Annotated in this window: 15 protein-coding genes; 13 read left to right on the top strand and 2 right to left on the bottom strand. The window is 66.2% G+C overall.

From position 1 onward, the window contains the following. The 12 genes from FUT87_RS13940 to FUT87_RS13795 form a co-directional block, all read left to right on the top strand. Positions 1-1,575 (top strand): M3 family metallopeptidase (locus FUT87_RS13940; RefSeq protein WP_147241404.1); only part of this gene is annotated, 1,575 nt, incomplete at its 5' end. 7 nt (positions 1,576-1,582) lie between these two features. Further along, entirely contained in the window at positions 1,583-2,119 is a 537-nt protein-coding gene (locus FUT87_RS13935; protein ID WP_254783599.1) for a M48 family metallopeptidase, read from the top strand. Between the two features lie 145 nt (positions 2,120-2,264). After that, complete coding sequence (locus FUT87_RS13930) at positions 2,265-3,362, top strand: tRNA-dihydrouridine synthase (protein WP_186830529.1); 1,098 nt, start codon at positions 2,265-2,267, stop codon at positions 3,360-3,362. After that, positions 3,359-5,647 (top strand): alpha/beta fold hydrolase, encoded by a 2,289-nt coding sequence (locus FUT87_RS13925; RefSeq protein ID WP_147241403.1) that lies wholly within the window; start codon positions 3,359-3,361, stop codon positions 5,645-5,647. Before FUT87_RS13930 ends, FUT87_RS13925 begins: the two co-directional genes overlap by 4 nt. 47 nt (positions 5,648-5,694) lie before the next feature. Next, positions 5,695-6,039 carry a translation initiation factor Sui1 gene (locus FUT87_RS13920; protein ID WP_147241402.1) on the top strand — a complete coding sequence of 115 codons (345 nt, stop codon included), beginning with the start codon at positions 5,695-5,697 and terminating at the stop codon, positions 6,037-6,039. Between the two features lie 199 nt (positions 6,040-6,238). Further along, the gene (locus FUT87_RS13915) at positions 6,239-8,434 is read left to right on the top strand and encodes a type I secretion system permease/ATPase (RefSeq protein WP_147241405.1); all 2,196 of its coding nucleotides are present in this window, start codon (positions 6,239-6,241) and stop codon (positions 8,432-8,434) included. A 130-nt stretch (positions 8,435-8,564) separates the two neighbouring features. Next, on the top strand, positions 8,565-9,890 hold the full coding sequence (locus tag FUT87_RS13910; RefSeq protein ID WP_255511825.1) for an HlyD family type I secretion periplasmic adaptor subunit: 1,326 nt from the start codon (positions 8,565-8,567) through the stop codon (positions 9,888-9,890). Next, on the top strand, positions 9,890-11,134 hold the full coding sequence (locus FUT87_RS13905) for a glycosyltransferase family 4 protein (RefSeq protein ID WP_147241401.1): 1,245 nt from the start codon (positions 9,890-9,892) through the stop codon (positions 11,132-11,134). The genes FUT87_RS13910 and FUT87_RS13905 overlap by 1 nt, the downstream gene beginning before the upstream one ends. Next, entirely contained in the window at positions 11,124-12,419 is a 1,296-nt protein-coding gene (locus FUT87_RS13900) for a hypothetical protein (RefSeq protein ID WP_147241400.1), read from the top strand. Before FUT87_RS13905 ends, FUT87_RS13900 begins: the two co-directional genes overlap by 11 nt. 71 nt (positions 12,420-12,490) lie before the next feature. Beyond that, positions 12,491-23,743, top strand: coding sequence for a calcium-binding protein (locus FUT87_RS31420; RefSeq protein ID WP_222617145.1), 11,253 nt, complete (start codon positions 12,491-12,493; stop codon positions 23,741-23,743). Positions 23,744-23,826: 83 nt separating this feature from the next. Beyond that, entirely contained in the window at positions 23,827-24,153 is a 327-nt protein-coding gene (locus tag FUT87_RS29975) for a calcium-binding protein (RefSeq protein ID WP_222617144.1), read from the top strand. A gap of 298 nt (positions 24,154-24,451) precedes the next feature. Then, positions 24,452-24,700, top strand: a complete 249-nt coding sequence (locus FUT87_RS13795) for a hypothetical protein (RefSeq protein ID WP_091734038.1) — start codon at positions 24,452-24,454, stop codon at positions 24,698-24,700. A 41-nt stretch (positions 24,701-24,741) separates the two neighbouring features. On the opposite strand, the gene FUT87_RS13790 is transcribed toward FUT87_RS13795, so the two are convergent. After that, on the bottom strand, positions 24,742-25,236 hold the full coding sequence (locus tag FUT87_RS13790; protein WP_255511824.1) for a DinB family protein: 495 nt from the start codon (positions 25,234-25,236) through the stop codon (positions 24,742-24,744). A gap of 181 nt (positions 25,237-25,417) precedes the next feature. On the opposite strand from FUT87_RS13790, the gene FUT87_RS13785 reads away from it, so the two are divergent. After that, positions 25,418-25,663, top strand: coding sequence for a DUF3297 family protein (locus FUT87_RS13785; protein ID WP_147241398.1), 246 nt, complete (start codon positions 25,418-25,420; stop codon positions 25,661-25,663). 12 nt (positions 25,664-25,675) lie between these two features. Here FUT87_RS13785 and FUT87_RS13780 read toward each other — a convergent pair. Next, the coding region (locus FUT87_RS13780; RefSeq protein ID WP_147241397.1) for a PAS domain-containing sensor histidine kinase at positions 25,676-26,889 on the bottom strand (1,214 nt) is incomplete at its 5' end.

Genomic DNA, 26,889 nt, shown 5'->3' with positions numbered 1-26,889 from the left:
GAGCTGATCGAGGCCGAGCGCCTCCTCTTCGCCCGGCGCAAGGACTTCGCGCCCACCCATGTCAACGATCGCGGCGAGACCGAGGCCGCGACGCTGACCATGCTGTCGACCAACGCGTCGACCAATCCCGACGAGTCGCGCCGGCGCAGCTCCTACGACGGGCTGGCGGCGGTGGAGCGCTGGGTGCTGGACAACGGCTTCCTGGAGATCGTCGCGCTGCGCAACCGGCTGGCACGCGCGCTGGGCTTCAGCGACTACTTCGAGATGAAGCTGCGCAAGAACGAGCGCATGACCAAGGCGGAGCTGTTCGGCATCCTGGACGACTTCGTCGCGCGGACCGAGGCCGCGCAGCGGCGCGCGCTCGACGCGCTGGTGGCGCGCCATGGCCCCTCGGCGCTGGAGCCCTGGAACCTGCGCTTCCACAGCGCCGGCGACGTGACCCGGCGCCTGGACCCCTACCTGCCGTTCGGCCCGGCGCTGCGCCGCTGGGTGCAGAGTTTCCGCCGGCTGGGCATCCAGTACCGCGGCGCGACCCTGCGGCTGGACCTGCTGCAGCGGCCGGGCAAGTACCAGAACGGCTTCTGCCATGGCCCGCTGCCGACCTGGTTCGACGAGCAGGGCCGCTGGCATGCCGGCGAGATCAACTTCACCGCCGAGGCCAAGCCCGACCAGATCGGCAGCGGCGCGCGCGGGCTGGTGACGCTGTTCCATGAAGGCGGCCATGCGGCGCACTTCGCCAACGTGACGCAGAACGCGCCGTGCTTCTCGCAGGAGTTCGCGCCGACCTCGATGGCCTATGCCGAGACGCAGTCGATGTTCTGCGACAGCCTGCTGGGCGACGCGGACTGGCTCAAGCGCTACGCGCGCACCGTCGATGGCGCGACCATCCCCGACGAGCTGATCCGCGAGCGCATCGCCGCGACGCAGCCGATGCGCGCCTTCGACGAGCGCGCCATCGCGGTGGTGGCCTACTTCGAGGCGGCGCTGTACGCGATGCCCGATGCCGAGCGCACGCCCGAGGCGGTGCTGGCGCTGGCGCGCGCGATGGAGCGGCGCATCCAGGGCGTGGACCGGGCGCCGCGGCCGGTCCTGGCGATCCCGCACCTGCTCAATCAGGAGTCCGCCGCGTCCTACCAGGGCTACCTGCTCGCGCACATGGCCGTCTACCAGACGCGCGCCTTCTTCCTGCGCCGCGACGGCTACCTGACCGACAACCCCGCGATCGGCCCCGCGCTGGCCGACGCCTACTGGGCGCCGGGCAACAGCCTCAGCCATGACCAGACGCTGCGCCGGCTGACCGGCGAGGGCTTCTCGGCGCGCTACCTGGCCCAGGCCTGCGACGAGACGGTGGAGCAGGCGTGGGCGACGGCGCTCGACCAGCTGGAAGCGGCCGAGCGCCGAGGCGCGCGCACCGACGACGGCCCGCCGCTGGAGGCGCGGGTGATGGTGGTCCACGGCGCGGAGCTGCTGGCCGACAACGGCGATGGCGGCGACGCGGCGGAGCGCGCGATGTTCGAGCGCTTCGAGCAGTGGATCGGCGCGCACTACGGCGCGCCGGCCGCGGCGCTGCAGTGACGGCGCGGTGAAGTACCTGCAGGGTTATTCGCCGGCGCTGGTGGCGCAGGCGCGGCAGTTGCTGGACGCGGGGGAGCTCGGCCCGCTGCTGGCGCGCAAGTATCCGGAGCCGCATGAGGTCCGCAGCGACAAGGCGCTGTTCGACTACACGCAGGCGCTGAAGCAGCGCTTCATGCGCAACGCCGGGCCGCTGGCGCTGGTGGCCTACGACGCCCGGCTCAAGGTCATCCAGCATGCGCTGGGCACGCACACGCGCCAGGCGGTGGTGCAGGGCAACCGGCTCAAGACCCGCCGCGAGATCCGCGTGGCGACGCTGTTCCGCGAGGCGCCGGCGGAGTTCCTGCGGATGATCGTCGTGCACGAGCTGGCGCATCTGAAGGAGCTCGAGCACGACAAGGCCTTCTACGCGCTGTGCCACCACATGGAGCCGGGCTATGCGCAGCTGGAATTCGACGTGCGGCTGTGGCTGAGCGTGCGCGACCACGACGAGGCGCTGGCCAAGCGCGGGAAGACCGGCACCGGCGGCGACGCGGACGGCCCGTGACGTCCGCCCCGATGGGCGCTCCCGCCGGGGCGCGCCGAGGCCCTGGAACAGGCGCTTCCGCTATGCTCTCGGCCTTTCCAGACCCCGGTCCGCGGCGCCACGAGCACGGCGGATCCCCTCGCTTCCCATGATTCTGCTGGCGCCCATGGAGGGCTTGCTGGACCACATGCTGCGCGACACGCTGACCCGTGTCGGCGGCGTGGACCGCTGCGTCTCCGAGTTCATCCGCGTCACCGATCAGGTGCTGCCGCGCCGCGTGTTCACGCGCATCGTGCCCGAGCTGCTGAACGGCGGGCGCACCCGCGCCGGCGTGCCGGTGCGGGCGCAGCTGCTGGGCTCCGATCCCCAGTGCCTGGCCGAGAACGCCGCGCGCTTGGCCGAGCTGGATCCGGAAGGCATCGACCTGAACTTCGGCTGCCCCGCCAAGACGGTGAACCGTCATCGCGGCGGCGCGGTGCTGCTGGACGAGCCCGAACTCGTCGGCGAGATCGTCGCCGCGGTGCGTCGCGCGGTGCCGGCGCATCTGCCGGTGTCGGCCAAGATGCGGCTCGGCAACGAGGATCGCGAGCGCATGCTCGATTGCGCCCGCGCGATCGAGGCGGCCGGCGCGTCGGAACTGGTCGTCCATGGCCGCACCAAGCGCGACGGCTACAAGCCGCCCGCCTACTGGGACCAGATCGCCGTCGTGCGCGAGGCCGTCGCGATCGACGTCGTCGCCAACGGCGAGGTGTGGACCGTCGAGGACGCGCTGCGCTGCCTGCGCGAATCGGGGTGCCACTCGCTGATGCTCGGTCGCGGCATGGTGGCCGATCCGGGCCTGGCGCTGGCGCTGCGCGCCGCGCTCGGCAACGGCGCGTCCGGCACGTCCGGCGTGGAGGGCGCCGCGACGGTCGGCGCGCTGCCGTGGGCCGAGATGCTGCCGCTGATGGCGGGCTTCTTCGCGCAGGTGCGCCGCAAGGTCGCGACGCGCCACCAGGCCGGCCGGCTCAAGCAGTGGCTGCACTACCTGCGCCGCCGCTATCCCGAGGCCGAGGACACCTACCAGCGCGTGCGCACGATCAACGCGCCGGACCTGCTGGCGCTGACGCTCTTCGGCGACGCGCTCGATCCCCAGGCACCGCCCGAGGGCGGCGACGAGGACGACCTGGTCGACGCCTCCACCGCCTGCGAGGCCGACGACGCGTTCGACCGCCCCACCGATTCCGATCAACGACAAGACAGCGACACGCTGATCGCCGCATGACCGCTTCCCTGCTGACCACGCGCCTGCTGGCGCTCGCCGCCGCATTGGCGCCGGTGTTCGCCGATGCCGCCTCCACCGCGCCCGCCGCGACGGCGAAGGACAAGGGCGTCACGCCGCTCACGCTCGAACGCGTCTTCGGCGATCCGCCGCTGCAAGGGCGGCTGGTGCGTCAGGCCGAGATCTCGCCCGACGGCGCCTGGGTCAGCTACCTGCGTCCGTCGGAGACCGACAGCGACCAGCTCGAGCTGTGGGCGCAGCCGGCGGCCGGCGGCGCGCCGCGCAAGCTGGTGTCGGCGGCGGAGGTGCTGGGCGGCCGCAGCCAGCAGCTGACCGAGGCGGAGCGCATGGCGCTGGAGCGCAAGCGCATCTCGCAGGGCGGCATCACCGGTTACCAGTGGTGCGGTCCGTCGGGCAAGGCGCTGCTCTTCCCGCTGTCGGGCGACCTGTACCTGGTGCGCCTCACCGACCAGGGGCCGAAGGCCCAGCGCCTGACGGCCGATGAGCAGGTGCCGGAGCAGGATCCCACCTGCTCGCCCGACGGCAGCCGCATCGCCTACGTGAAGGGCGGCGAGCTGTGGGTGCAGCCGCTGGATGGCGGCGACGCACGCGCGCTGACCAAGGGCGCGACCGAGACCCGCTTCTGGGGCCTGGCGGAGTTCATCGCGGCGGAGGAGCTGAGCCGCCAGCGCGGCTACTGGTGGTCACCGGACGGGAAGCAGCTGCTGGCGCTGAACGTCGACGAAAGCGCGGTGCCGGTGAAGACGCGGGCGCAGATCTTCGCCGACCGGACGACGATGACGCAGCAGCGCTACCCCGGCGCGGGCGAGCACAACGCCCGCGTGACCGCATGGACGCTGCAGGTGGCGGACGGCCGCATGACGCCGCTGCCGCTGCCGATGGACGCGGAATACGTGGCGCGGGCTGGCTGGTTCGGCGACGGCACGCCGTGGCTGCAGACGCTCACGCGCGACCAGCGCAAGCTGGCGCTGACCGAATACGCCAACAGCGCCGGCCCCGGCCGCACGGTGATCGACGAGCGCGATCCGGCCTGGGTCGAGGTCCACGACGACCTGCTGGAGATCGACGGCCTGACGCTGTCCGGCCAGCCGGCGCTGCTGTGGTCGAGCGAGGCTTCCGGCCGCCGGCAGCTGGTGCTGGTGGACCGCCGCACCGGCGAGCGCCGCCCGCTGACGAACGAGCCGGAGCCGGTCGCGCATCGCGTGTGCAGCGACGGCAAGACGGTGGTCTACGCGGCGGCCCGCGACCGGGGCCGCTCGCGCGAGCTGTTCGCGATCGACCTGGACGGCACCCGCCGCGCGCTGGACGGCGCTCAGCCACGCCAGTGGCGCGATGCGCGCGGCGACGGCGCCTGCGGCCAGCTGCTGGTCACGCGCGGCGCCTGGGGTGAGCCGCCGGCGCTGTCGCTGCAGGCGGTGCGGCCCGGCGCGCAGCCGGTGGCGCTGCCGGGCGACGCGCCGGATCCGCTGCTGACGCGCATCGTGCCGGCGCCCCAGGTGGTGGACATCACCGCCGCCGACGGACGCACGCCGCTGAACGCGCTGTACTTCGCGCCGCTGGACGGCCGGGCCGGTCCGCATCCGGTGATCGCGATGGCCTACGGCGGCCCGGGCACCTCGACGACCAACTGGAACTGGAATCGCGACACGGCGCTGATCGCCTATTGGCAGCGTCGCGGCTACGGCGTGTTCACGCTGGACACGCGCGGCATGCAGAACCGCGACCGCGAGTTCACGCGCGCGCACCGGCACGCGTTCGGCGAGGTGGACGTCGGCGACCTGTTCGCGGCGGTGCGCCAGCTGCCGAAGCAGGTGGCGGGCGTGGACGCGAAGCGGATCGGCTTCTTCGGCTGGTCCTACGGCGGCTTCCTGGCCGAGCGCGCGATGCTGGACGCCGACACGCCGCTGGCGGCGGCGGTGGCGGTCGCGCCGCCGACCGACTGGACGCTCTACGACACCGCCTACACCGAGCGCTACCTGGGCATGCCGCAGGACGGCAAGGGTGGCCAGACGGCGCCGTACCGGCAGGCCAACCTGGTGGACCGCGCGAAGCTGCTGACCAAGCCGCTGCTGATCGTGCACGGCACGGCGGACGACAACGTGCTGTTCGAGCACACGCTGCGCCTGACCGAGGCGCTGCAGAACGAGGCGCGGCCCTTCGAGCTGATGATCTATCCGGGCAAGGCGCACGGCATCGCCGGCCGCAGCGCGAAGCTGCACCTGTACCGGACGATCGACGCCTTCTTCGCGCGGACGCTGGCGCGCTGAGCACCGGGCGCGGGACGGAGCAACGGACAAGGACTTGGGAGCAGGCGATGGCGCTGGTCTATTCAACGGAGAGCGGGCGGATCTGCCCGCAATGCCGGCAGGCGCAGGCGGACTGCCGCTGCAAGGCGCAATCGGCCTCGGCCGTGCTGGGCGACGGCAAGGTGCGGGTGCGACGCGAGACGGCAGGCCGCAAGGGCAAGGGCGTGACGGTGGTGCTGGGCTTGCCGATGACGGCGGCGGAGCTGACCGAGACGGCGAAGAAGCTCAAGGCGGCGTGCGGCAGCGGCGGCACCGTCAAGGACGGCACGATCGAGATCCAGGGGGATCACCTGGAGAAGGTGATGGCCTGGTTGACGCAGGCGGGGTTCGCGCCGAAGAAGGCGGGCGGGTAGGTCTCCCCATCACCGATTCCTAACTACGCTGCGCGCCAGGCGACCGGAGAAGACGTTTTGAAGTCACACCCCTTTTTGGTGGGGTGGGCAACACATCACCACCTACCTTAACCTTTTAGTAATACAAATTTGAGCCGCCATAGACGGCAGCTAAAGGGTGGGAGTGATGTCGGGAGTGACGGGCGCGCAAGACGCCTTGATGGGAGGGCGCGGGCCCGAGGAACCGCGCGAAGAAGTGGTCCCGCGCCAGCAATCCAACGAAGCCCGAGACGGCGCTTTGGCGGCGCTGGCGATCGTGGCCCGCCTGCACCATGTGGCGGCCGACGTGCCGTCGCTGCGTCACAGCCTGGGGCTGGGCCCAACGGACACCCCCTCGATGCGGGACCTGCTGCTCGCCGCCAAGCGGCTGGGGCTCAAGGCCAAGCCATCGCGCACCACGATCGACCGCCTGACGCTGGCCGCGCTGCCCGCGCTGGCGACATTGCGGGACGGTCGCACCGTGGTGCTGGCGCAATGCGACGGCAAGCGGGTGCTGTTCATGGACCCCAGCGGCGACGAAGCGTCGGCGCGTCCCACGATCGAGCCCATCGAGACCTTCGCCGCCGAGTGGACCGGCGAACTCATCCTGGTCACCAGCCGCGCGAGCCTCGCCGGCGAGCTCGCCAAGTTCGACTTCTCCTGGTTCATCCCCAGCATCGTGAAGCACCGGCGGCTGCTGGGCGAGGTGCTGACGATCTCGCTGTTCCTGCAGCTGTTTGCGCTGGTCAGCCCGCTGTTCTTCCAGGTGGTGATGGACAAGGTGCTGGTGCACCGGGGCCTCACCACGCTGGACGTGCTGGTCATCGGGCTGGTGGTGATCATGCTGTTCGAGAGCGCGCTGAACATCCTGCGCTCCTACGTCTTCAGCCACACCACGAGCCGCATCGACGTGGAGCTGGGCTCACGGCTGTTCCGCCACCTGCTGAGCCTGCCGCTGGCCTACTTCCAGGCGCGGCGTGTCGGCGACTCGGTGGCGCGGGTACGCGAGCTCGAGAACATCCGGCAGTTCCTCACCGGCAACGCGCTCACGCTGGTGCTGGACGTGCTGTTCTCGGTGATCTTCATCGCGGTGATGTTCAGCTACAGCGCGACGCTGACGCTGATCGTGCTGATCTCGCTGCCGCTGTACCTGATCCTGAGCCTGTCGATCGTGCCGGTGCTGCGAGGCCGGCTCAACGAGAAGTTCGCTCGCGGCGCCGAGAACCAGAGCCTGCTGGTGGAGACGGTCACCGGCATCCAGACCGTCAAGGCCAGCGCGCTGGAGCCGCAGATGGCGCGCAAGTGGGATGAGCAGCTCGCCGCCTACGTGTCGGCGTCGTTCCGCACCCAGACGCTGGCCCAGTACGGCAACGAGGGCATCAACCTCATCGGCAAGCTGGTCAACGCGGCCACGCTGTGGTGGGGCGCGCAGCTCGTCATCGAAGGCCACTTGAGCGTGGGCCAGTTCATCGCGTTCAACATGTTCGCCGGCCGCGTCGCGCAGCCGATCATGCGCATCGCGCAGATGTGGACGGACTTCCAGCAGACCGGCATCTCGATGGCGCGCTTGGGCGACGTGCTCAACACCCGCACCGAACTGCGGCCGCAAAGCGCCGGCGCGATGCCGCGCGTGCGCGGCGACGTGACGCTGGAGAACGTCACCTTCCGCTACCGCCCCGACGCGCAGCCGGTGCTGCACGGGGTGGACCTGGCGGTGAACGCGGGCGAGGTGATCGGCATCGTGGGCCGCAGCGGTTCCGGCAAGAGCACGCTGACCAAGCTGTTGCAGCGGCTGTACGTGCCGGAGTCGGGTCGGGTGCTGGTCGACGGCCAGGACATCGCCATGGCCGACGCGACGCAGCTCCGCCGCCAGGTTGGCGTCGTGTTGCAGGAGAACATGCTGTTCAACCGCTCGGTGCGGGAGAACATCGCCATCGCCGATCCGGCCGCGCCGATCGAAGCGGTGATCCACGCGGCCAAGCTCGCCGGGGCGCACGACTTCATCGCCGAGCTACCCGAGGGCTACGACACGGTGGTTGGGGAGCAGGGCACCGGGCTGTCGGGCGGACAGCGCCAGCGCATCGCGATCGCGCGGGCGCTGTTCGGGCAGCCGCGCATCCTGATCTTCGACGAGGCCACCAGTGCGCTCGACTATGAGAGCGAGGCCATCATTCAGAAGAACATGCGCGCGATCTGCCAGGGGCGGACGGTGTTCATCATTGCCCACCGGCTGAGCGCGGTGCGGCATGCCCACCGGATCATCGCGATGGAGAAGGGCCGCATCGCGGAGATGGGCAGTCACGAGGAACTGATCGCGAAGCCGCAGGGGCTCTATGCGCATCTGTGGCGCATGCAGGGCGAAGGAGGCTCGGAATGAGCGCGGCACCGATCGATGCGACGACGGCGCCCGAGGCGCCGCGTCATCCGGCGCGCGAGCTGCTCGCACGATATGCGGCGGTGTTCAAGGCCGCGTGGGAGCGCGCGAGGACCTCGCCGGGCCCAGGCGCATGGCCGACGAGCGCGCCTTCCTGCCCGCGGCGCTGGAGCTGCAGGAGACACCGCCGCATCCGGCACCCAGGAGAGCGGCGATCGCGATCTGCGCGCTGTTCCTGATCGCGCTGACCTGGGCGATGCTCGGGCAGATCGACATCGTCGCGGTGGCGCAGGGGCGGATCATCGTCAGCGACCGCAGCAAGACCATCCAGCCGCTGGAGACCAGCGTGGTGCGGGAGGTCTTCGTCAAGGATGGGGACAAGGTGAAGGCGGGGCAGTTGCTGATCGCGCTGGACTCGACGATGACGGAGGCGGACAGCCATCGCGTTGAGAAGGAGCGCGTGGCGGCGTTGTCGGAAGTGCTGCGGGCGCGGGCGCTGCTGCAGTCGCTGACGGGTGGCGGAATGCCTCAGCTCACGGCGGAGGCGGTGAAGACCATGCCGCGCGAGGACGCGGACAGCGCGCGCTTCCAGCTGCAGAGCGAGTGGGCGGACATCTCGGCCAAGCTGGCGAAGCTGCAGGCGGAGCTGGAGCGGCGCGAGGCGGAGATCGCGACAGCGAAGCAGCTCGTCGAGAAGCTGCAGAGCACGGTGCCGATGGCGCAGCAGCGCGAGCGCGACTACAAGGCGCTGAGCGATCAGGGCTTCGTGGCGGGGCACGCGGGGCAGGACCGCACGCGCGAGCGGGTGGAGCAGGAGAAGGACCTGGCGATGGCGCTGGCGCGCCAGCGCGAGGCGCAGGCGGCGCTGGCGGAATCGCGCGGCTCGGCGGCGTCGTACCGGGCGGAGACGCTGAGAACGCTGAGGGATCGCGAGGCGCAATCCGACTTGAAGCTCAAGCAGCTGGCCGAGGAAGGCGCGAAAGCCAACAAGCGCAATCAGCTGACGAAGCTAACGGCCCCTGTCGACGGCACGGTGCAGCAGCTGGCGGTGCACACGGCCGGTGGTGTTGTGACCGAGGCGCAGGTGCTGCTGGTGCTGGTGCCGGACGAAGCCGAGGTGACCGCGGAGGTCGTGCTCGAGAACAAGGACATCGGCTTCGTGCGCGCGGGACAGGAGGCGGAGATCAAGCTCGAGACCTTCCCGTACACGCGCTACGGCACGGTGCCGGCGACGGTGAAGAGCGTGACTGCGGATGCGGTGAACGATGAGAAGCGGGGGGCGATTTTTCCGGTGACGCTGGTGCTGGGGAAAGGGGCCATCGATGTGGACGGCAAGCCGGTGCGGCTGACGCCGGGGATGAACGTGACGGCGGAGGTGAAGACCGGACGACGGCGCGTCATCGAGTACCTGTTCAATCCGGTGCAGGAGCACGTGCAGGAAAGCCTGAGGGAGCGGTGATGCGGGTGCTGATCGTTCATCAGAACTTTCCCGGGCAGTTCCGTCGCATGGCGCCCGTATGGGCGAAGCGCCCGGGGTGGGATGTGCTTGGCATCGGGCGCGATACCGCGCCTGGGCTACCCGACGTGCGCATGATCCGGTATCGGCCGCATCGCGATGTCGGTGCGGGGCAGCACCACTATTTGCGCCGAATGGAAGACGCTGTCCTGCACGGGCAGGCCGTGGCGCGACTGCTCATGAAGCTACGAGCCAAAGGTTGGCGACCCGATGTGATCCTCGCGCATCCAGGATGGGGAGAGACGCTGTATGCGAAGGACGTGTTTCCGGATGCGCGTTTGATTCATTTCTGCGAATGGTTCTACAACGCAAAGGGCGCGGACATTGGGTTCGATCCGGAGTTTCCCCCCACCTTTGATCAGCAGGTCCGCGTGCGGACCTGGAACGCTCTGCATCTGCTCAACCTGGAGAACGCCGACGTCCTCGTCTCGCCAACCGAGTGGCAACGCAGGCAGCACCCAGCGGCGTACCGCGATCGCATTCAGGTCGTTCATGAGGGCATCGACGTACGCGGCCTCGGTCCTGATCCGAGCGCCAGCTTCACCACACCTAGTGGTCTCACGCTCCGTGCTGGAGATCCGGTGGTGACCTATGTGGCTCGCAACCTGGAACCCTATCGCGGCTTCCATACGTTCATGCGGTCACTGCCTCGAGTGCTGGGCGAGAACAGCCTGGCGCAGGTGTTGGTGGTTGGCGGCGACGGGGTGAGCTACGGTGGCCCGCCGGCAGACGCCTCGAACTGGCGCGAGCAGATGCTACGCGAGGTGGGTGACCAGCTCGATCTGTCTCGTGTGCATTTCCTTGGAAAGCTTCCGTACGCCGACTATCTGCGCGTTCTGCAGGTATCTGCGGCGCACCTGTACCTCGGATATCCGTTCGTGCTGAGTTGGTCGATGCTGGAAGCAATGGCCTCAGGTTGCCAGTTGGTCGCAGGTGACACGGTACCGGTGCGCGAGGTGGCTACCGAGCGCTCGGCGATCCTCGTTAAACCCCTGGACCCCATCGCTACAGCCAAGGGTGTCCTACGTGCGCTCGAGGAGCGATACGAGACGTCCAGGCGTATAGAGGCGAGAGCAGCGGTGAGTCGATTCGATGCTGTCGACGGACTGCGGCGATTCACGGAATTGATCGAGATGAGAGGCGATGAGATGCGCTTGTCGTTCCAGAATGCCGCGAATGTCGACTGACGGCCAGGGAATGAAAATGAAAGAAATGGAGAAGAAACCAATGATTCGTAAAGAACTGCCATTCTTGCTGTTGAGTGTTGCGCTGCTTCTCGGCGCATGCTCGAAGGCCAAGGAGCCGAACGATCAGAACTCCACTACGCAGCATGGTCCAACGGAAACCGAGATGGCCGACATCCGTCGGTCGGCATGCAAGGAGGACCGAATCGACATTCAGGAAACGGCGAAAACGCCGGACCTCTATGTGGACTATAGATACCTCCCTGTGGTGCTGGGAAATCTGATCAACAACCGACCAGGACGCCTTCGTTTGCCGGTCACCGATACGGAGATCGTCAGTTACATGCTTTCGACCGGATGGACTGCTATCGAGACCGAGCAGGGACGGCACATGAGCATCAGAAGCGAGCCGGAGCCAGATCTTAAAGTCTATCGGTTTCAATTGAGACCGGAAGGGTCGCCAGAATGCAAAGGTTATGGCAAGCAATATGAATACCCACTCCAAACCTTGCCGGAACTTCGTGAAATGGGCGTGCTGCCGGGACAGTGCATCGGAGTATCTGAACTCGCGGCGCCGTCCGCCAAAGGGCGGATCCAAGTGAAGCGGCAGCGCCTGTATGTGGACCCAAAGGACTCCGGCTCCTACGACTGGCGCGTTGATGTCACCGCGAGTGTTGTCCGCGACGGGGCAACTGTGCGCGAAGTTGGAGTGGCTGTGCAGCACATGGGCGTCGGAACGATGGGTCAGCATGGCGACGGGGCGCTTCATTCACTGTGCGGAAAGAACTTTCCGTCCATCGCTCCTGCGTTGCGGCCGACGGGTGAAGGCGATCTGCGGCCGCCTGAGCTTGTAGTGAAGGACACCGCGGAGGCAGCATCATTCCCGGAGATGTCCCAGGAGAAATACGAATCGCTGAGCTGGTTGGAAACCGCGGACGCGTACAAGAAAACAGACGGCTTCTACTCCATCGATCAACGGGGGGAAATGTGGACGATGCTTCGCAATGTTCCCAAACTCGATTGGGCATTCCATGTCGTGCAGCCGGGGCGAATTCTCGTAACGGCACTTCCGCGGGAAGACGAACAAATTCGGTACTCGACGCGGGCGTTTGCGAAGGCAAGAGCCAGCGGCTATGCCGTTCTCGTTCAGCGCCAGGGGGAAACAACAAGTGGCCGCATGTTCGAGTTTGACCGCGAATTGAATCTTGTGGGTTCCTTTAAGTTGAACTCCGAGCAGGTGCGTGAAGCGTTGCTGCGTTCCGGGCAAGGCAAAGCGGCAAATCGCTGATCAAAGAATCAACAAGGTCATTTCTTGACCAAGTACTAGCGCCGCGCAGGCGAAGATTTCAGGGAAGAATGATGGCGAACGAAACCACAACCACCGTTGCAGAGAAGAACACATCGACGACGGTCATCTACGACTACTCGCTACTGCAGATTGCGGCTGAGGCGATGTTCTCTTTTGCTGCTGAGAGCACCGCACCTGTCGGCGCTGGCGGAACCCGGGTCGACTTCACGCCCAGCGAGGAGGAACTGATGGCGGGCAACGGGCATTCAAGTCGGATGACGAAGGAGCAGGCCGCCTACTTCACCCAGCACTGGGAAGTGGTCTCTCATCAACCGGATACGGCTACTGGGTTCAGTGGCACGCTCTTCAGATGCAAAGTGGGCGATCCGAACACGGGCCTCGTTAAGGGCCAACAAGTCGTCAGCTTCCGCTCGACTGAGTTCATCGACGATTCAGCACGGGACAACAAGGCGACCAACGAAGGGGAAGTCAGCAAGCACGGGTGGGCCCTGGGGCAGATCGCCGACATGCAGGCATGGTGGGCAGGGATCCAGGGCAAGAGCGCTACTGTGTCCGTGACGGGCTACAGCCTGGGCGGCCATCTCGCCAACGCGTTCAACCAACTCAACGGGAGCCAGGTCGATCGGGTCTACACGTTCAATGGCGCCGGGGTCGGCTCCATCAGCATGTTCTCGTCGCTCTCTGACGTCCTGCAGACCTTTACCACCTACTCGGCTCAGGGCGCCAACGCAGCGCAGTTCAGATCGTCTGTCGGGAGATCCCAATACGCGGCGCTGTCGGCCAAGTACAGCAAGACCAACACCGACATGACCGCGAGCTCGGTAAACGCCGACATCGAGCAGCTGAAGCAGCAGATCTCCCAATATGCGGCGCTCAAGGACTGGACAACAGCCGTTGAACTCAACGACCTGGCGGCCGCCCTCAAGACCATCCGTGATATCGCGATGGAGGCGGGGCGGGTCCCGACGCTTGCCAGTGGGCGCGGGGAATCGCCAGCCGATATCCAGGGGGCTGACAGCATCGCGGCACTGCGGCTCGACTATCAGTTGGCCCTGACCCGGGCGACCAGGAGGACCAGCGCAGAGCACACAAATGCTATCGGGCTGGGCAAGTCGCTGGTCTCGCGCCCCGATGTTCTGTCCTATCTCGGGCTCAAGGACACCGTTGGCATCTACGACGTCTATGGACGAGGCAATCCGTCCTCCGTGGCCTTCTCGCAGAATCACTCGGGCGCACCTACTGCTGTCTATATCGAGGACCAACCTCTGGTGCGGGGAGACCCCATCCTGCCCGCGGCGATCGATCTCGCGCTGACCTTCGGTCAGGTCCGTCTCCTACAGAACAACTACGATTTCAACGATTTCGGCGACACGCACAGCATCATGTTGATCAACGACTCTCTGCGTGTGCAGAGCGCGTTGACGGCGCTGGCGCCCAAGGCCGATCGCGGTCTGTTCTCGAGTCTGATGCAGTTGGCGAGCAAAGCGGAATCGAAGACAACTTGGGGTGAGCAGGGGCAGGCAGAGGGAGACACCGTCGAATCGACGCTTGATGCGGCGCGACGGGTGTTCCTGGGGCCCAATGTCGCCCCGACCCTCAAGGCGGCCGACAAAGAGATGGCGCTGAAAGGCGGCACGTGGGCGGACCCGGATCTCCGTGCGCTGCTCGATGCGCCGTTGAAAGAGTTGCAGGGGGCGACCAAGACCTTGCAGGGAAAGCTCCGCATCACGTTGAACAGCGGCGGCGATGCTCGGAAGTCTTTTGCCGACTTCGCAGCGCTGTTCACGCTTAGTCCGATGAGGTTCTCTGGGATGGACGCGGCCGCCCAGGCGGAGCTCGAAGCACTCGTCGCCAGTAATTGGGACGTGAGCATTCATTCGGCGTGGGACGCCGATCGGAACAAGGCAGATGCCGACCGTACCTTCAGCGATCAATGGCTGGACGGGCGCCGTCAACTGTTGCTGGCGACGCTTGAGGCCAACAGCAAAAATTCTGACACCCTGTTTGGCGCCATCCCTGGCACTCGGGCCTCTTATTTCAGCGATTCCACGACCTCTCGTGTCATCGTGACCCAAGGCAGCATCGGTGGACGCGTCTGGTTTGGAGATCAGGGTGGAAGCACACTGTCAGCAGGAGGCTCTAGCGCCTCCATGCTCTTCGGCGAAGGTGGAGACGACACGCTCATCGGCGGTGACGCCGGCGACGTACTGGAAGGTGGAGAGGGCAATGACGTGGCCAACGGCGGCGGCGGGGGCGACACGCTGCGCGGTGGCGCCGGTGCCGATCAGCTTAACGGCGGTGCCGGCAGGGACCGCCTGATCGGTGGTAGTGAGAACGACACGCTCGACGGCGGCGCCGATGACGACGTGCTGTCTGGAGGGGCCGGCAACGATACCTACAAGTTCTCCGGAAGTTGGGGCAACGACGTCATCGACGATCACGATGGCTCTGGATCCATCCTCATGGACGGCAGCGCTGTGAATGGCTCCGGTGCCGAAGGCCATTCAAGCATCAAGGGGCGGTGGGTCGACAAGACAAGGGGCATCACCTATACCGTCGTCCGAGCATCGGATGGCCCGGCTCTACAGATCGCCTTCAAGGGTCGAAGCGACACTATCACCATCCAGAAGTGGAAGCAGGGAGACCTTGGAATTTCACTGTCTGGTGCTGAAACGTCCGGATTCAGCGTTCAGCAAACGTCCTGGGCAGCCACGGCGCTCGCACCGCAGAGCGAGGCAGGCAGCGAAACCTCCAGCGAGCCGGAGGACACCGGTTCCGACTTCGCTTTCGACTTCAACAAGAAGACCGATCCGACCGGCCAGTACTACCAGCTGGACGAGGACGGAAATTTCGTTGCTGACGGCGCATCGCCGGACGCAGACGACGTCGTTCATGGCGCATTGCTCAACGACCGCATCCGGGGCGGCGGCGGCAACGATGCGCTTGCCGGCATGCGCGGGGACGACACTCTTAGCGGCGACGACGGTGACGACCTGCTGATGGGTGGATTCGGCGAAGACGTTCTGTATGGCGGTGCAGGCAACGATCTGCTGTACGGAAGTGCAGTCGGTGACATGACCATGCCAAGGGTAGTCGACGCTGAGCCTTTGGAGGCGCCTGCGCAATGGCCCCACGTCGTGGCTAGTGGCATGGGCTGGTTGGCGTCCGTGACGGCGCCAGGACTGTTCGAGGATCCGAGTTTCATTGGCATCGCCTGGCCGTCCCCGTGGCTCCACACCGCCGATGGCTGGGTCACGGAGACCGACGGCAACTACATCGATGGCGGTGAGGGTAACGATTCGATCCTGTCCGGCACCGGCAATGACCTCGCTCGAGGCGGCGGCGGCGACGACATGCTGATTGGCATGAAGGGAGACGATGCGCTGTTCGGCGACTCGGGCAATGACCGGTTGTACGGCGACAGCGCCACAGATGAACAGATCGACAACTGGCACAACTACAACGACACAAAGATCGAGGATCAAGGGCGCGACACGCTCGATGGCGGGGCGGGCAATGACGGTCTGTTCGGTCTTGGCAACGACGACGCGCTGTTTGGTGGCGACGGAGACGACCGGCTCTACGGTGACCTCTACATCTCCCGGGATGGGAGTGGCGTCGGAACCTCGCCCAGCGGTGGCGGCAATGACCTGTTGGATGGCGGGGCTGGAAACGACCAGCTGTTTGGCGACGACGGCGACGATCAGTTGTTTGGCGGTGCCGACAACGACACGCTGATGGGCGATCAGAAGGTCAGCGCGCTTCGCACCGAGTTTCATGGTTCGGACTACCTGGATGGACAGGACGGAGACGACGAACTGATCGGAGGTGGCGGCGCCGACACCTTGATCGGCGGACAGGGGGATGACCGCCTGTTCGGCGATGACGGCGACGCGAGCGATTCTGTTGGAGACGCGGGCAGCGCCGACTGGCTGGAGGGCGGCGAAGGCAAGGACAGTCTTTCTGGCGGGTCCGGGGACGACACGTTGATGGGCGGAGGCGGCGACGACGTGCTGGAAGGTGACAGCGCGTGGACCTCGAGCGGCCGGGCCGGAAATGACCAGTTGGATGGGGGAGAAGGCAACGACCGGCTGAGTGGCCTGAGAGGCGACGACACGCTGTCTGGCGGCGCCGGGAACGACACCCTGACGGGTGGCGACGGTGCTGACGTGCTCAGCGGCGGTGCGGGCGTAGACCTGCTTTCAGGTGGCGAAGGCAACGACACCTACGTCTTCTCAACTGGAGACCTGGCGATCCAGGGCGGTACCTCCGACTCGATCACCGACGGTGCGGGGAATAACAATGTCGTGATCCTCGATGCCGCGGCTCCGTCGCTGGTGACCGCCGGCGGAGGCAAAGTCACGATCTACTTTGGCGGTGCAGGTGCGGGCGGAAGCGCGCTGCAGATCGCGGAGGCGGGATTCGGGTCTTTCCGGTTCCAGTTCTCCAGCATGACGATGACCGCCGCTGAGCTGGTTGCGCGCTACGGTTTCTCGCCGCTGAACTTCAGCGACAGCGCGGGCAGGCATCTGACAGGCGGATTCGGCAATGACGAGATCAAGGTCGATGGCCTTGGCGGCACTGTTCGCGGCGGCGGCGGCAACGATCGCATCGACATGAGCGAAGGAAAGGCGGATCTGGAGTTCGAGACGGGCGATGGCGCCGATCAGATCATCGGCCTGGGCAATGGGCGATCGGGCGGCACATTGCGCCTGAGCGGTTCCATCGATGCCACGGCCACCCGCCTTGCGGTGGACGCGATCGGCAATGTGTCGCTGATCCTGCTCGATACCAGCGGTGCTGACATCGGTGATTCCATCTCGTTTGGTCGGCTCGGCATTGGCGGCGTGACCGGCAGTGCACTGCTGGACGGACTGCAATTCACCGGTGGACCTGCGCTGAGCTGGAGTGATTTGACCGGCCGTGGCGCCTTTGTTGTTGGCTCCGAGGCCAGTGAAACGTCGCAAGGCACCAGTGCTGCAGATGCGCTGCTGGCGAGCGCCGGCTACGACACGCTGATGGGCGGCGCCGGTACGGACGTCTACTACTGGGGCCGCGACGCGGGCCGCGACCGGATCGTTGATGCCGACTCCGGCACCGCTGCCGCGACGCTGCGTATCGTCGGACTGGAGAACAACGAACTGCTTCAGACTTCCCGCAATGGTGACGACCTGGTGATCGTCAGCCATGCCACCGAAGACACGCTGCAGATCCAGAACTATTTCCTTGGTCAGGGCGCGCAGACGATCGAGTTCGAGGACGGCAGCCGCTGGGCATCCGCCGACGTGAACGCGCGTCTCGCAAGCCTCTTCTCCAGCGGGCGCGACATGGTCGCGGGTACGGAGAACGATGATCTCTACCACGGCGGGGACGGCGATGACTCGATCGATGGGCGCGCCGGCAACGACAGTATCGACGGCGGCGGCGGCAACGACGCGTTGGCCGGAGGCGCAGGCGATGACACCGTCCTCGGTGGCAGCGGCAATGATCTGGTGTATGGCGATGCAGGTAACGATGTACTCGCGGGCGGCAGTGGCAAGGACACGGTATCCGGAGGCGGCGGCAATGATCGCCTGTCGACCGACGACGGCGACCGTCTTGAAGGTGGCCTGGGCAACGACATTTACCAGATCACATTCGGCGGTTCGATAAGCTTGGCCAACGCCACCAACGTGGAAGACACGGGCGGGCTCGACACCCTGCGGATCGACGGCGTGGCGCTTGCCGACTTCCGCCTGTTCGAGCAATTGGGCGATCTCTATATCGCCGCCGGCGAAGCTGGCCTGGTGCGCCTCGGTCCAAACACAAGGCTTTCCGACATGACGCTAGTCGGGCGTGATGGCAGCATGACGCTGGCAGCGCTCGCCGACCGGGGTGATGGCACAGCCCAGGGCGGAGGAGGAGGCAGCGGCGATGCGCAATCAGCACAATGGACACCGCAGGGCATCGAGTGGGTGACGCGGCCGCAAGGGCCCCAGAGCTGGGTTGGTACGAGTGGCAAAGACTTGAAGGCAGGAAGCGCGGGCAACGACACGCTTCAAGGGCAATCGGGCGACGACTGGCTGTCCGGCGGCTCGGGTGACGATTCCCTGGTCGGCGGTGACGGCGCAGACACGCTCAGCGGAGGTCGAGGCAACGACACGCTTGAAGGTGGCAGTGGATACGACGCCATGTATGCCGGTGCCGGCAACGACCAGTTGCGTGGGAGAGGACGCCTGTTCGGCGGCGAGGGTGACGACACCCTTGACGGCAGCGACTTCTCCGATGTGCTCGATGGAGGCAGCGGCAACGATGTGCTCCGCGGGTATGGAGGTTCGGACACCTACATGTACGGTCGAGGCTATGGCAACGACACCATCCTCGGCGAGGGGGTCACTCCGAATCACACCGATTTCGTGGTGCTCGGGCCGGACATCCTTCCCGAAGATCTCGCGATGGAGCGTCAGAACGGGAGCCTTCTGCTGACGATCAAGGACACCGGAGAGACGCTGTTCATCGAAGCCTTCTTCGCAGCGGGAAAAGATTGGATCCTCCAGCTGCCCGAGTGCAACGCGGTGACAAGGAACATCGTCTTCGCCGATGGCACCGAATGGGACATGGGCGATGTGATGACCATGTTGAATGTCGCCAATGAAGAGCAGAACGCGGTGGTGGCGGCCGACACCGAGAACATTAGTTACCGGGACGGCCAAGTCGTGGAGGGTGGCGGAGGCAACGACATGGTGCTCGGCCGCGATGGCCGGGACCAGCTCGAAGGAGGACTCGGACGCGATTCGCTCTACGGCTATCGCTCCGATGATGTGCTGGTCGGAGGAGATGGCGGCGACCTGCTCGACGGCGGAGCGGGTGACGACATTCTGCTCGGAGGCGAAGGGAACGACGGGCTGTCGGGCGGTGACGGCAACGACACCCTCGACGCAGGACTGGACGGTCTGTCTCGCCAAGGAATGGCAGGCGGCGCCTCCGGTGGGAATGGCGATGACACCTACGTGTTCCGCCGTGGCATGGGCATCGTTGGCGTGAGCGAACAGGGGGCATTCGGAACCAGCAACAAGGATCGACTCCAGTTCGACACGGGCATCCGGCTGGAGGACCTCGATGTCTACTGGACCTTCGATCCGCGTACCGGACCGTCACAGAGTATGTTGACCGTGCAAGTCAAGGGCACCAATGATCGGATGACGATCAGCAACAACCTGTTTGCAACGAGTTTCTACGAAGGTCGAGTGGAGCACGTGACTTTCTCCGACGGACGAGAGATGACGTGGGATGAGTTCACGGCACTGGCAAACATCGCCGACGATGCGGGACGAGCAATGATCGGCACCACCGCTGCCGAACGCTTCGAAGGCGGCGCTGGCAATGATGTGATCGAGGGGAATGGTTACTATCTCTCCGTTCGCGGCGCGTCGGATACGTTGTTTGGTGGAGCGGGCAACGATCTTCTCAGCAGTGATGCGACCGGATCTCGCCTGGAGGGCGGAGAGGGCCGCGACATTCTCTCTTTGGCTGATGGATATGCCGATGGTGGCGCCGGCAACGACGCCATCTCCGTGAGTCTCTGGCAACGTGTGGGCGACCAGATCACCTTGCGTCACAGGCCTGGCGGTGGCAGCGATTCGTTGTCGACCGACTCGGAGCTCCTCTACTCGTCGGTGACGTTGGATCTCAGCGGTTGGGACGCGGCGCAAGTGATGGTCGAGCGCCATGATGACTCTTTGGTTCTGGCCATGCCTGGAACGTTGGATCGGTTGACCGTCTATGGCTACTTCCGATTCCCAGACAAGGGCTTCTCTTCGATTCAGTTCGGTGATGGGATCAGCTGGAGCGCACAAGATTTGCTCGCCAAGGTGAACGCCTCATCGCCGGTGGCCGGCCTCACGCTCTGGGGAACTGGCGCCGCCGAATCGCTGACGGGGACGGTAGATGACGATGTGATCGGAGGAGGGGATGGCGACGACGTGGTGGACGGCATCGACGGTGCCGATGCCCTTTACGGAGAGGGGGGCAACGATCGGCTGAATGGCGGCGGAGGGCGCGACTACCTTTCCGGCGAAGACGGCAACGATACGCTGGATGGTGGCCTGGGCGACGACGAGCTTGTGGGTGGCGCAGGGGCGGACGAATTCGTATTCGCCCGCGGCAGTGGACAGGACACCATCAGCAGTGCGGACACCAGCGATAAGGTTCGGTTCAAAGCCGGAATCACACTTTCCAATCTTTATGTAGTCCGGGAGTCTGAAGACCTCCTCGTTGGCATCGATGGCACCGCAGACCTGCTGCGCATCGTCAATGGTGCTTCACTCGACGGCGCGAAGCGGATCTCCCAGTTCACCTTCGACGGCATCGGGACAGTGGATCTTGGAATGCTGACGACGCGAGTGCGGCGTACCGGCGACGACATGCTGGTGATGGCCGGCGCGGTTGCCTCGCATCTGGAAGGGGATTTCGGATCCGATCGGCTGTTCGGGGGAGCGGGGGCGGACACGATTTCCGGAGGCTACGGCAACGACAGCGTTATGGCATCCGATGGCGCGGACTTGATTCAAGGAGGTGCGGGCAACGATTCACTAGATGGAGGCAGCGGTGATGACGTGCTGGAAGGCGGGGTAGGAGCCGACTTGTTGACTGGTGGCGATGGCAATGACACCTTCATGTTCGAACTCGGGTTCGGTGCCGACACGATCACGGCGAATGACGCCAATGTCGGTTCGACGGATACCGTCAGATTCGGCGCCGGAATATCCGCATCTGATCTTGAGGTCGATATTTCGATGGATGGGGACTTCGTCATTCGTCGTCGCGGCACGGACGACGTGTTGACGGTGGCCGGCGACTATCAGAGCGGAGTAGTCAGTTCGTCCTGGATCGACCGGATCGAATTTGCGGATGGCACTGTTTGGACGGTCCGAGATCTGCAAGATGCTGCAGGCAAGGGATCGGAGCACAGCGACGACATATTTGGTACGTCGATCGACGACGTGCTCGCTGGAGGACGCGGCGACGACATGATTGATGCCGGAGCGGGCAACGACACGATTCTCTCCGGCTCCGGAGACGACACGGTCTTCGGCGGGCTCGGACGTGACTCGATCACAGGAGGGTTGGGCGACGATTCCTTGAGTGGCGAGACTCGCTACTCCGATGTCCCCGGAGGCGAAGGCGATACGCTGGATGGCGGCGCCGGTCGAGACACGCTGATCGGCGATGTCGGCGACGATCTACTTATGGGCGGTGACGACCAGGATTTCCTCGATCCCGGTGCGGGCAACGACACCTTGCAGGGCGGAGAGGGAAACGACTCCATCGGTCTTTCCGCCGGGGTCGATACCGTCGTCTTCAACAGGGGCGATGGCAAGGACGACGTGTCCGGCATGCAATCGGATCCGCGCTGGCCGTTCTATAGCGTGCTCAGGCTCGGCAATGGGTTGAGCGCAGATACGTTAACGGTTCGCCGTGTGGCGTCCTACTACAAGGACTACAACGATCAACTCGAGATCGGGTTCTCCGACGGCAGCGACAAGTTGATTCTTGGCGCGGCATATGGCGGCGCGGGTCTGACGCTGGGCTACCAGACGCACTTTGATGAGATCAGGTTCGCCGATGGCCGGATTACCACCGCGAATCTGCTGCTGGCACGCGGAACGCTCACAACGCTGACGGCCACGGCCGGCAACCGGGTGGCTCAGGGGACGTTTGCCGACGAGGTGCTGTTGGGCGGCGCGCTGTCCGATACGCTGATTGGTGGTGCGGGAGCCGACTGGCTTTCCGGTGACCGTGGTGCGGATCGACTCGAGGGTGGTGACGGGGATGACAACTACCTGGTCGACGACCTGTCGGACGCGGTTGTCGAAATTGCTGGTGAAGGCATCGACAGCGTGGTTGCTAGTGTGAACTGGACGCTGCAGGACAACGTTGAACGTCTTGCGATGATCGGTGATGCTGTGAGGGGCACCGGCAATGCGCTCGCCAATGAGCTTCGTGGCAATGCGTTGAACAACCGTCTGGACGGTGGATTGGGGGCGGACACGATGCGGGGGTCATTCGGTGATGACACCTATGTGGTTGATTCAAGCCTGGATGTTGTCGAAGACGTCGTCGATGGCGGGACTGACACTGTGGAGTCCAGCGTTACCTGGACCTTGGGTGCGGACCTTGATCACCTCACGCTAGTTGGTGGGGCTGCGGTCAACGGCACGGGCAATGCGTTGTCCAATCGCCTTACCGGCAACGGAGCTGCCAACCGACTGGATGGCAAGGCCGGTGCGGACACGATGGCGGGTGGCGGTGGTGATGACGTCTATGTGGTGGAGAGCGTGGGTGATACGGTGATCGAGTCGGCTGGTGGCGGTACCGACACGATCGAGTCGTCCGTCAGCTTGACGTTGAGCGCCGACATCGAGAAATTGGTATTGACCGGGACAACTGCCCTCAACGGTACCGGCAACGTGGGCAACAACGTGCTCAACGGCAACTCTGGCGCCAACCGGCTCGACGGAGGCGCAGGTGTCGACACGATGACCGGCGGCGCGGGTAACGACACGTACATCGTGGACAACTCAGCGGACGTGATCGTCGAGGCGACTTCAGGCGGGACTGACAAGGTCGAGGCAAGCGCAAGCTACGTGCTAGCGGCCGAGGTCGAGCAATTGCTTCTGTCTGGCACCGGCAACCTCAACGCCACTGGAAATGCGTCCAACAACACGCTGACCGGCAACGCCGGCAACAACCGTCTGGACGGCGGGGCCGGTAACGACACGATGATCGGTGGGGAGGGCGATGACACCTACGTGGTGAGCGCGACGACGGACGTCATCACGGAGCAGGCCAACGGGGGCACCGACACAGTGGAGAGCGGCATCACCTATACCTTGGGCAGCAATGTGGAACGCCTGGTGCTCACGGGTAGTTCGGCCGTGAACGGCACCGGTAACGGGCTGGCCAACCGGCTCACCGGCAACGGCGCAGCCAATACGCTCAATGGTGGTGCCGGCGACGACACGCTCGATGGTGGCCTGGGCAAGGACTCGATGGTGGGCGGCGCGGGCAACGACCAGTACTGGGTCAGCCAGGTGGACGACGTCGTCACCGAGGCCGCCAACGAAGGCACGGACAGCGTGCTCTCGGACGTGACCTACACGCTGGGCAACAACGTCGAGAACCTGACGTTGAACGGCGGGAGCGCCATCAATGCGACCGGGAATGCGCTCGCCAACGTCCTGACAGGGAACAACGGCGCCAACGCGCTGTCCGGCGCGGCCGGCAACGACACGCTCGACGCGCCGGCGGCAACGACACGCTGACTGGCGGCGCGGGCGCGGACGGCTACGTCTTCGGTCGCGGCTACGGCAGCGACACGATCGTCGAGAACGACGCGACCACCGGCGTGAAGGACTTCGTCAGCTTCGGCGCCAACATCGCCAAGGGCGATATCACCTTCCAGAAGAGCGGCAACGCGCTGCTGGCCAAGGTGAACGGCACCAGCGACGTGCTGACGCTGCAGGACTGGTACCTGGGCTCGAAGTACCACGTCGAGGAGTTCCGCTTCGGCGATGGCACCGTGCTCACCGACACGCAGGCCCAGTCGCTGGTATCGGCCATGGCGGCCTTCACCGCGTCGGGCACGACATCGTCGGTCGCCTCCACCTCCGACACTTCGCAGCGGATGCCCAGCATGGCCGTCAATGAGCCGACCCGCCACATGAGCTTCTGAGGGACGCAAGAGCCGGCGACCATGGTCGTCGGCACCCGATGAAGCGAAGACAGGACTGGCCACGTCGGTGGCCAGTCCGCCGGCAGGTCGCGGCGGTGGCAGCCGAAGGGGAGGCGGGCCCCGCCAGACCGCCGTGCCGGTCGATCCATCCTTCACGCGAGCGCACGACCACACACGACCGCGGGGAACATCCGAAACAATCGCGCCATTCGCGACGTATGCACGCGCGGGCCGGGGCTGGGCGGCCTAAGGTTGGATCGTCCGGCCCGATCCTCCCCGCGGGCCACGGAGTCCGTCCATGAGTCCCTCCCAGTTCGGCGCGCTCCAGCGCCAGTCCTCCGTCCGCGGCGGTGTCGGCCAGGGCCGCTACCTGCTGCGCTTCGAATCGCTGTTCCACGCGGGTCGCGGTCTTTGCTTCCCCTGCGATGAACGCGGCCAGGTCACGCTGGACCAGCTCAGCGAGCAGGCCCGTGAGAACTACCTGTTCGCCCGCGCCGTCGTCGGCCACGAGTACGCGACCCCGGTGGTCCAGCGCTGCGACGAATGACCCGCGGCCGGCCCCCGCGGACCGGCCCCCGCTGAACCGCGTCAGCGCGCCGCGCCTTGCGCCGCGTCGTACTGCCCCAGCAGCCACTGCAGCCCGGCGAGGTGCTGCTGGTCGTGGCTGCACAGGTAATGGATCAGCGACTTGAAGGTCAGCGGCCCGTAACCCTCGAAGCGGGCGCGGCGCCGCAGCTGCTCCGGCGTGATCTCGGCCAGCATCGCCAGCGTCTCCCGGCGCGCCGCGGCGAAAGCGGCCAGCGCGGCGGCCGGATCGTCCTCGCCGTAGCGGCGCTCCCGCGCCAGCGCGTCGGTGTCCAGCGAGGGCAGCAGCGGATCGTCCTCGCCCAGCGTGCGACGGATGCGCTGCTGGTAGCCGTCGATCTCGATGTCCCGCACATGGCACAGCTGCTCGATCGCCGTCAGCGGTTCGCTCGGCACGCCCTCCCACGACGGCGGCGCCCAGTGCCGCGCCTCAGCGGGGAACAGCGCGAAATGCGCGGCCAGTTGGGCCGGGAAGGCCGCCAGCGCCGCCAGGGTCACGGCGTCGACGGCGGATGCGGGAGCAGGGGAGGCGACCGATGAGGTCGGCGCGACCGATGCGCTTGAGGCGCTCGGGGCGCTCCAAGAGCGCGAGTTGTCGATGGTGGGCATGCGGCCGATGTTAGGGCGTCCGTCTGCGGGACAATGCCGCGTTTTCGGTTTCCCCCTGCATGACCCCGCCATGAGCGACACCACCCGCCCCGAACTGCCCGACCACCTGTCCATCGACCCGCGCAGCAAGCATTACGTCGCCGCCGTGTTCGAGCACGACATCGGCATCCTCTTCAACGGCAAGGAACGCCAGGACGTCGAGGAGTACTGCATCTCCGAAGGCTGGATCAAGGTGCCCGCCGGTCGCACGCTGGACCGCAAGGGCCAGCCGCTGATGATCAAGCTCAAGGGCAAGGTGGAAGCCTTCTACAAGTGAGATCGCCCGCGGTCATGACCGCGGCCAGCTGATCGCCACCCACAGTCCGCCGCCGTCGCGGTTGCCCATCGCGATCCGGCCGCCGTGCGCCTCGGCGATCTCGCGCGCCAGCGCCAGACCCAGGCCGCTGCCGCTGCGCTTGGTCGAGTAGAACGGCAGCAGCGCCTGCGACAGCTGCGTCTCGGTCATGCCGGGACCGCGGTCGCCGACCTCGATGCGCCAGTCCTCGCGCGGCGCGCCCACGCTCAGGCTGACGCCCTCCGGCGCGCTGCCGGACTCGTGCGCGTTCTTCAGCAGGTTGATCAGCGCCTGCGCCATCTGCGCGGCGTCGAAGCGCCCCGGCGCCGCCGGCAGTTCGCCGCCCAGCGTGAACGGGTAATGCGCGCCCAGCGATTCGATGAACGGCGCCCACTCGACCGGCGCCAGCACCGGCGCGGGCAGCTTCGCGAAGCTCGCATAGCCGGCCAGGAACTGGTGCAGGTGCTGCGCGCGGTCGCCGATGCTGGCGAAGACGCCAGGCACCCGCTCGTGCATGCCGCGCCGTGCCAGCTCCGCGCCGCTGTGCGCCAGCGACGAGATCGGCGCCAGCGAGTTGTTGAGCTCATGGCTGATCACCCGGATCACCCGCTTCCAGCTCGCGACCTCCTGGCGCGACAGCTCGCGCGTCATCCCCCGCAGCAGCCGCAGCCGATGCGGCTGGCCCTGCAGCCGGAAGTCGCGCAGCGACAGGTGGAAGCGCTCCTCCTCGCCGTCGAGCACGACGCTGAACAGCCCGTCCTGCGTGCCGGCGAAGGCCTGCCGCAGATCGTCCGGCGCCTGCGACAACACCTCGTCCAGGTCGCGGCCGGCCAGGCCCCGGCCGCGGTCCATCAACTGGCGCGCGGCGATGTTGGCGTAGGCGATGCGCTCGCGCGCGTCGGTCAGCACCAGCGCGACCGGCGTGTTCTGCACCACCGTGTCGAGCAGCAGCTCGCGCTGCGCCAGGTGCTGGCGCTGCTCGCGCAGGGCCTGGCCGAGCTCGCTGTGCAACCGCATCAGGCTGGACAGCTCCGAGAGACCGCCCGGCGGATCGGCCGCGATCGCGCTGCCGAACTCGCCATCGCGGTAGCTCAGCACCGTGCTTTCCAGCGCGCGCAGCAGCCGCGTCAGCGGCATCAGCAGCAGGCTGGCCAGGCCCCAGGCGATCGGCAGCATCAGCGCGCCGGTCAGCGCCAGCGCGGTCGCGC

Source organism: Mitsuaria sp. TWR114, from assembly GCF_007997345.1.
The sequence above is the reverse complement of the archived record's forward strand: the minus strand, read 5'-3'. Positions and strand labels throughout refer to the sequence as shown.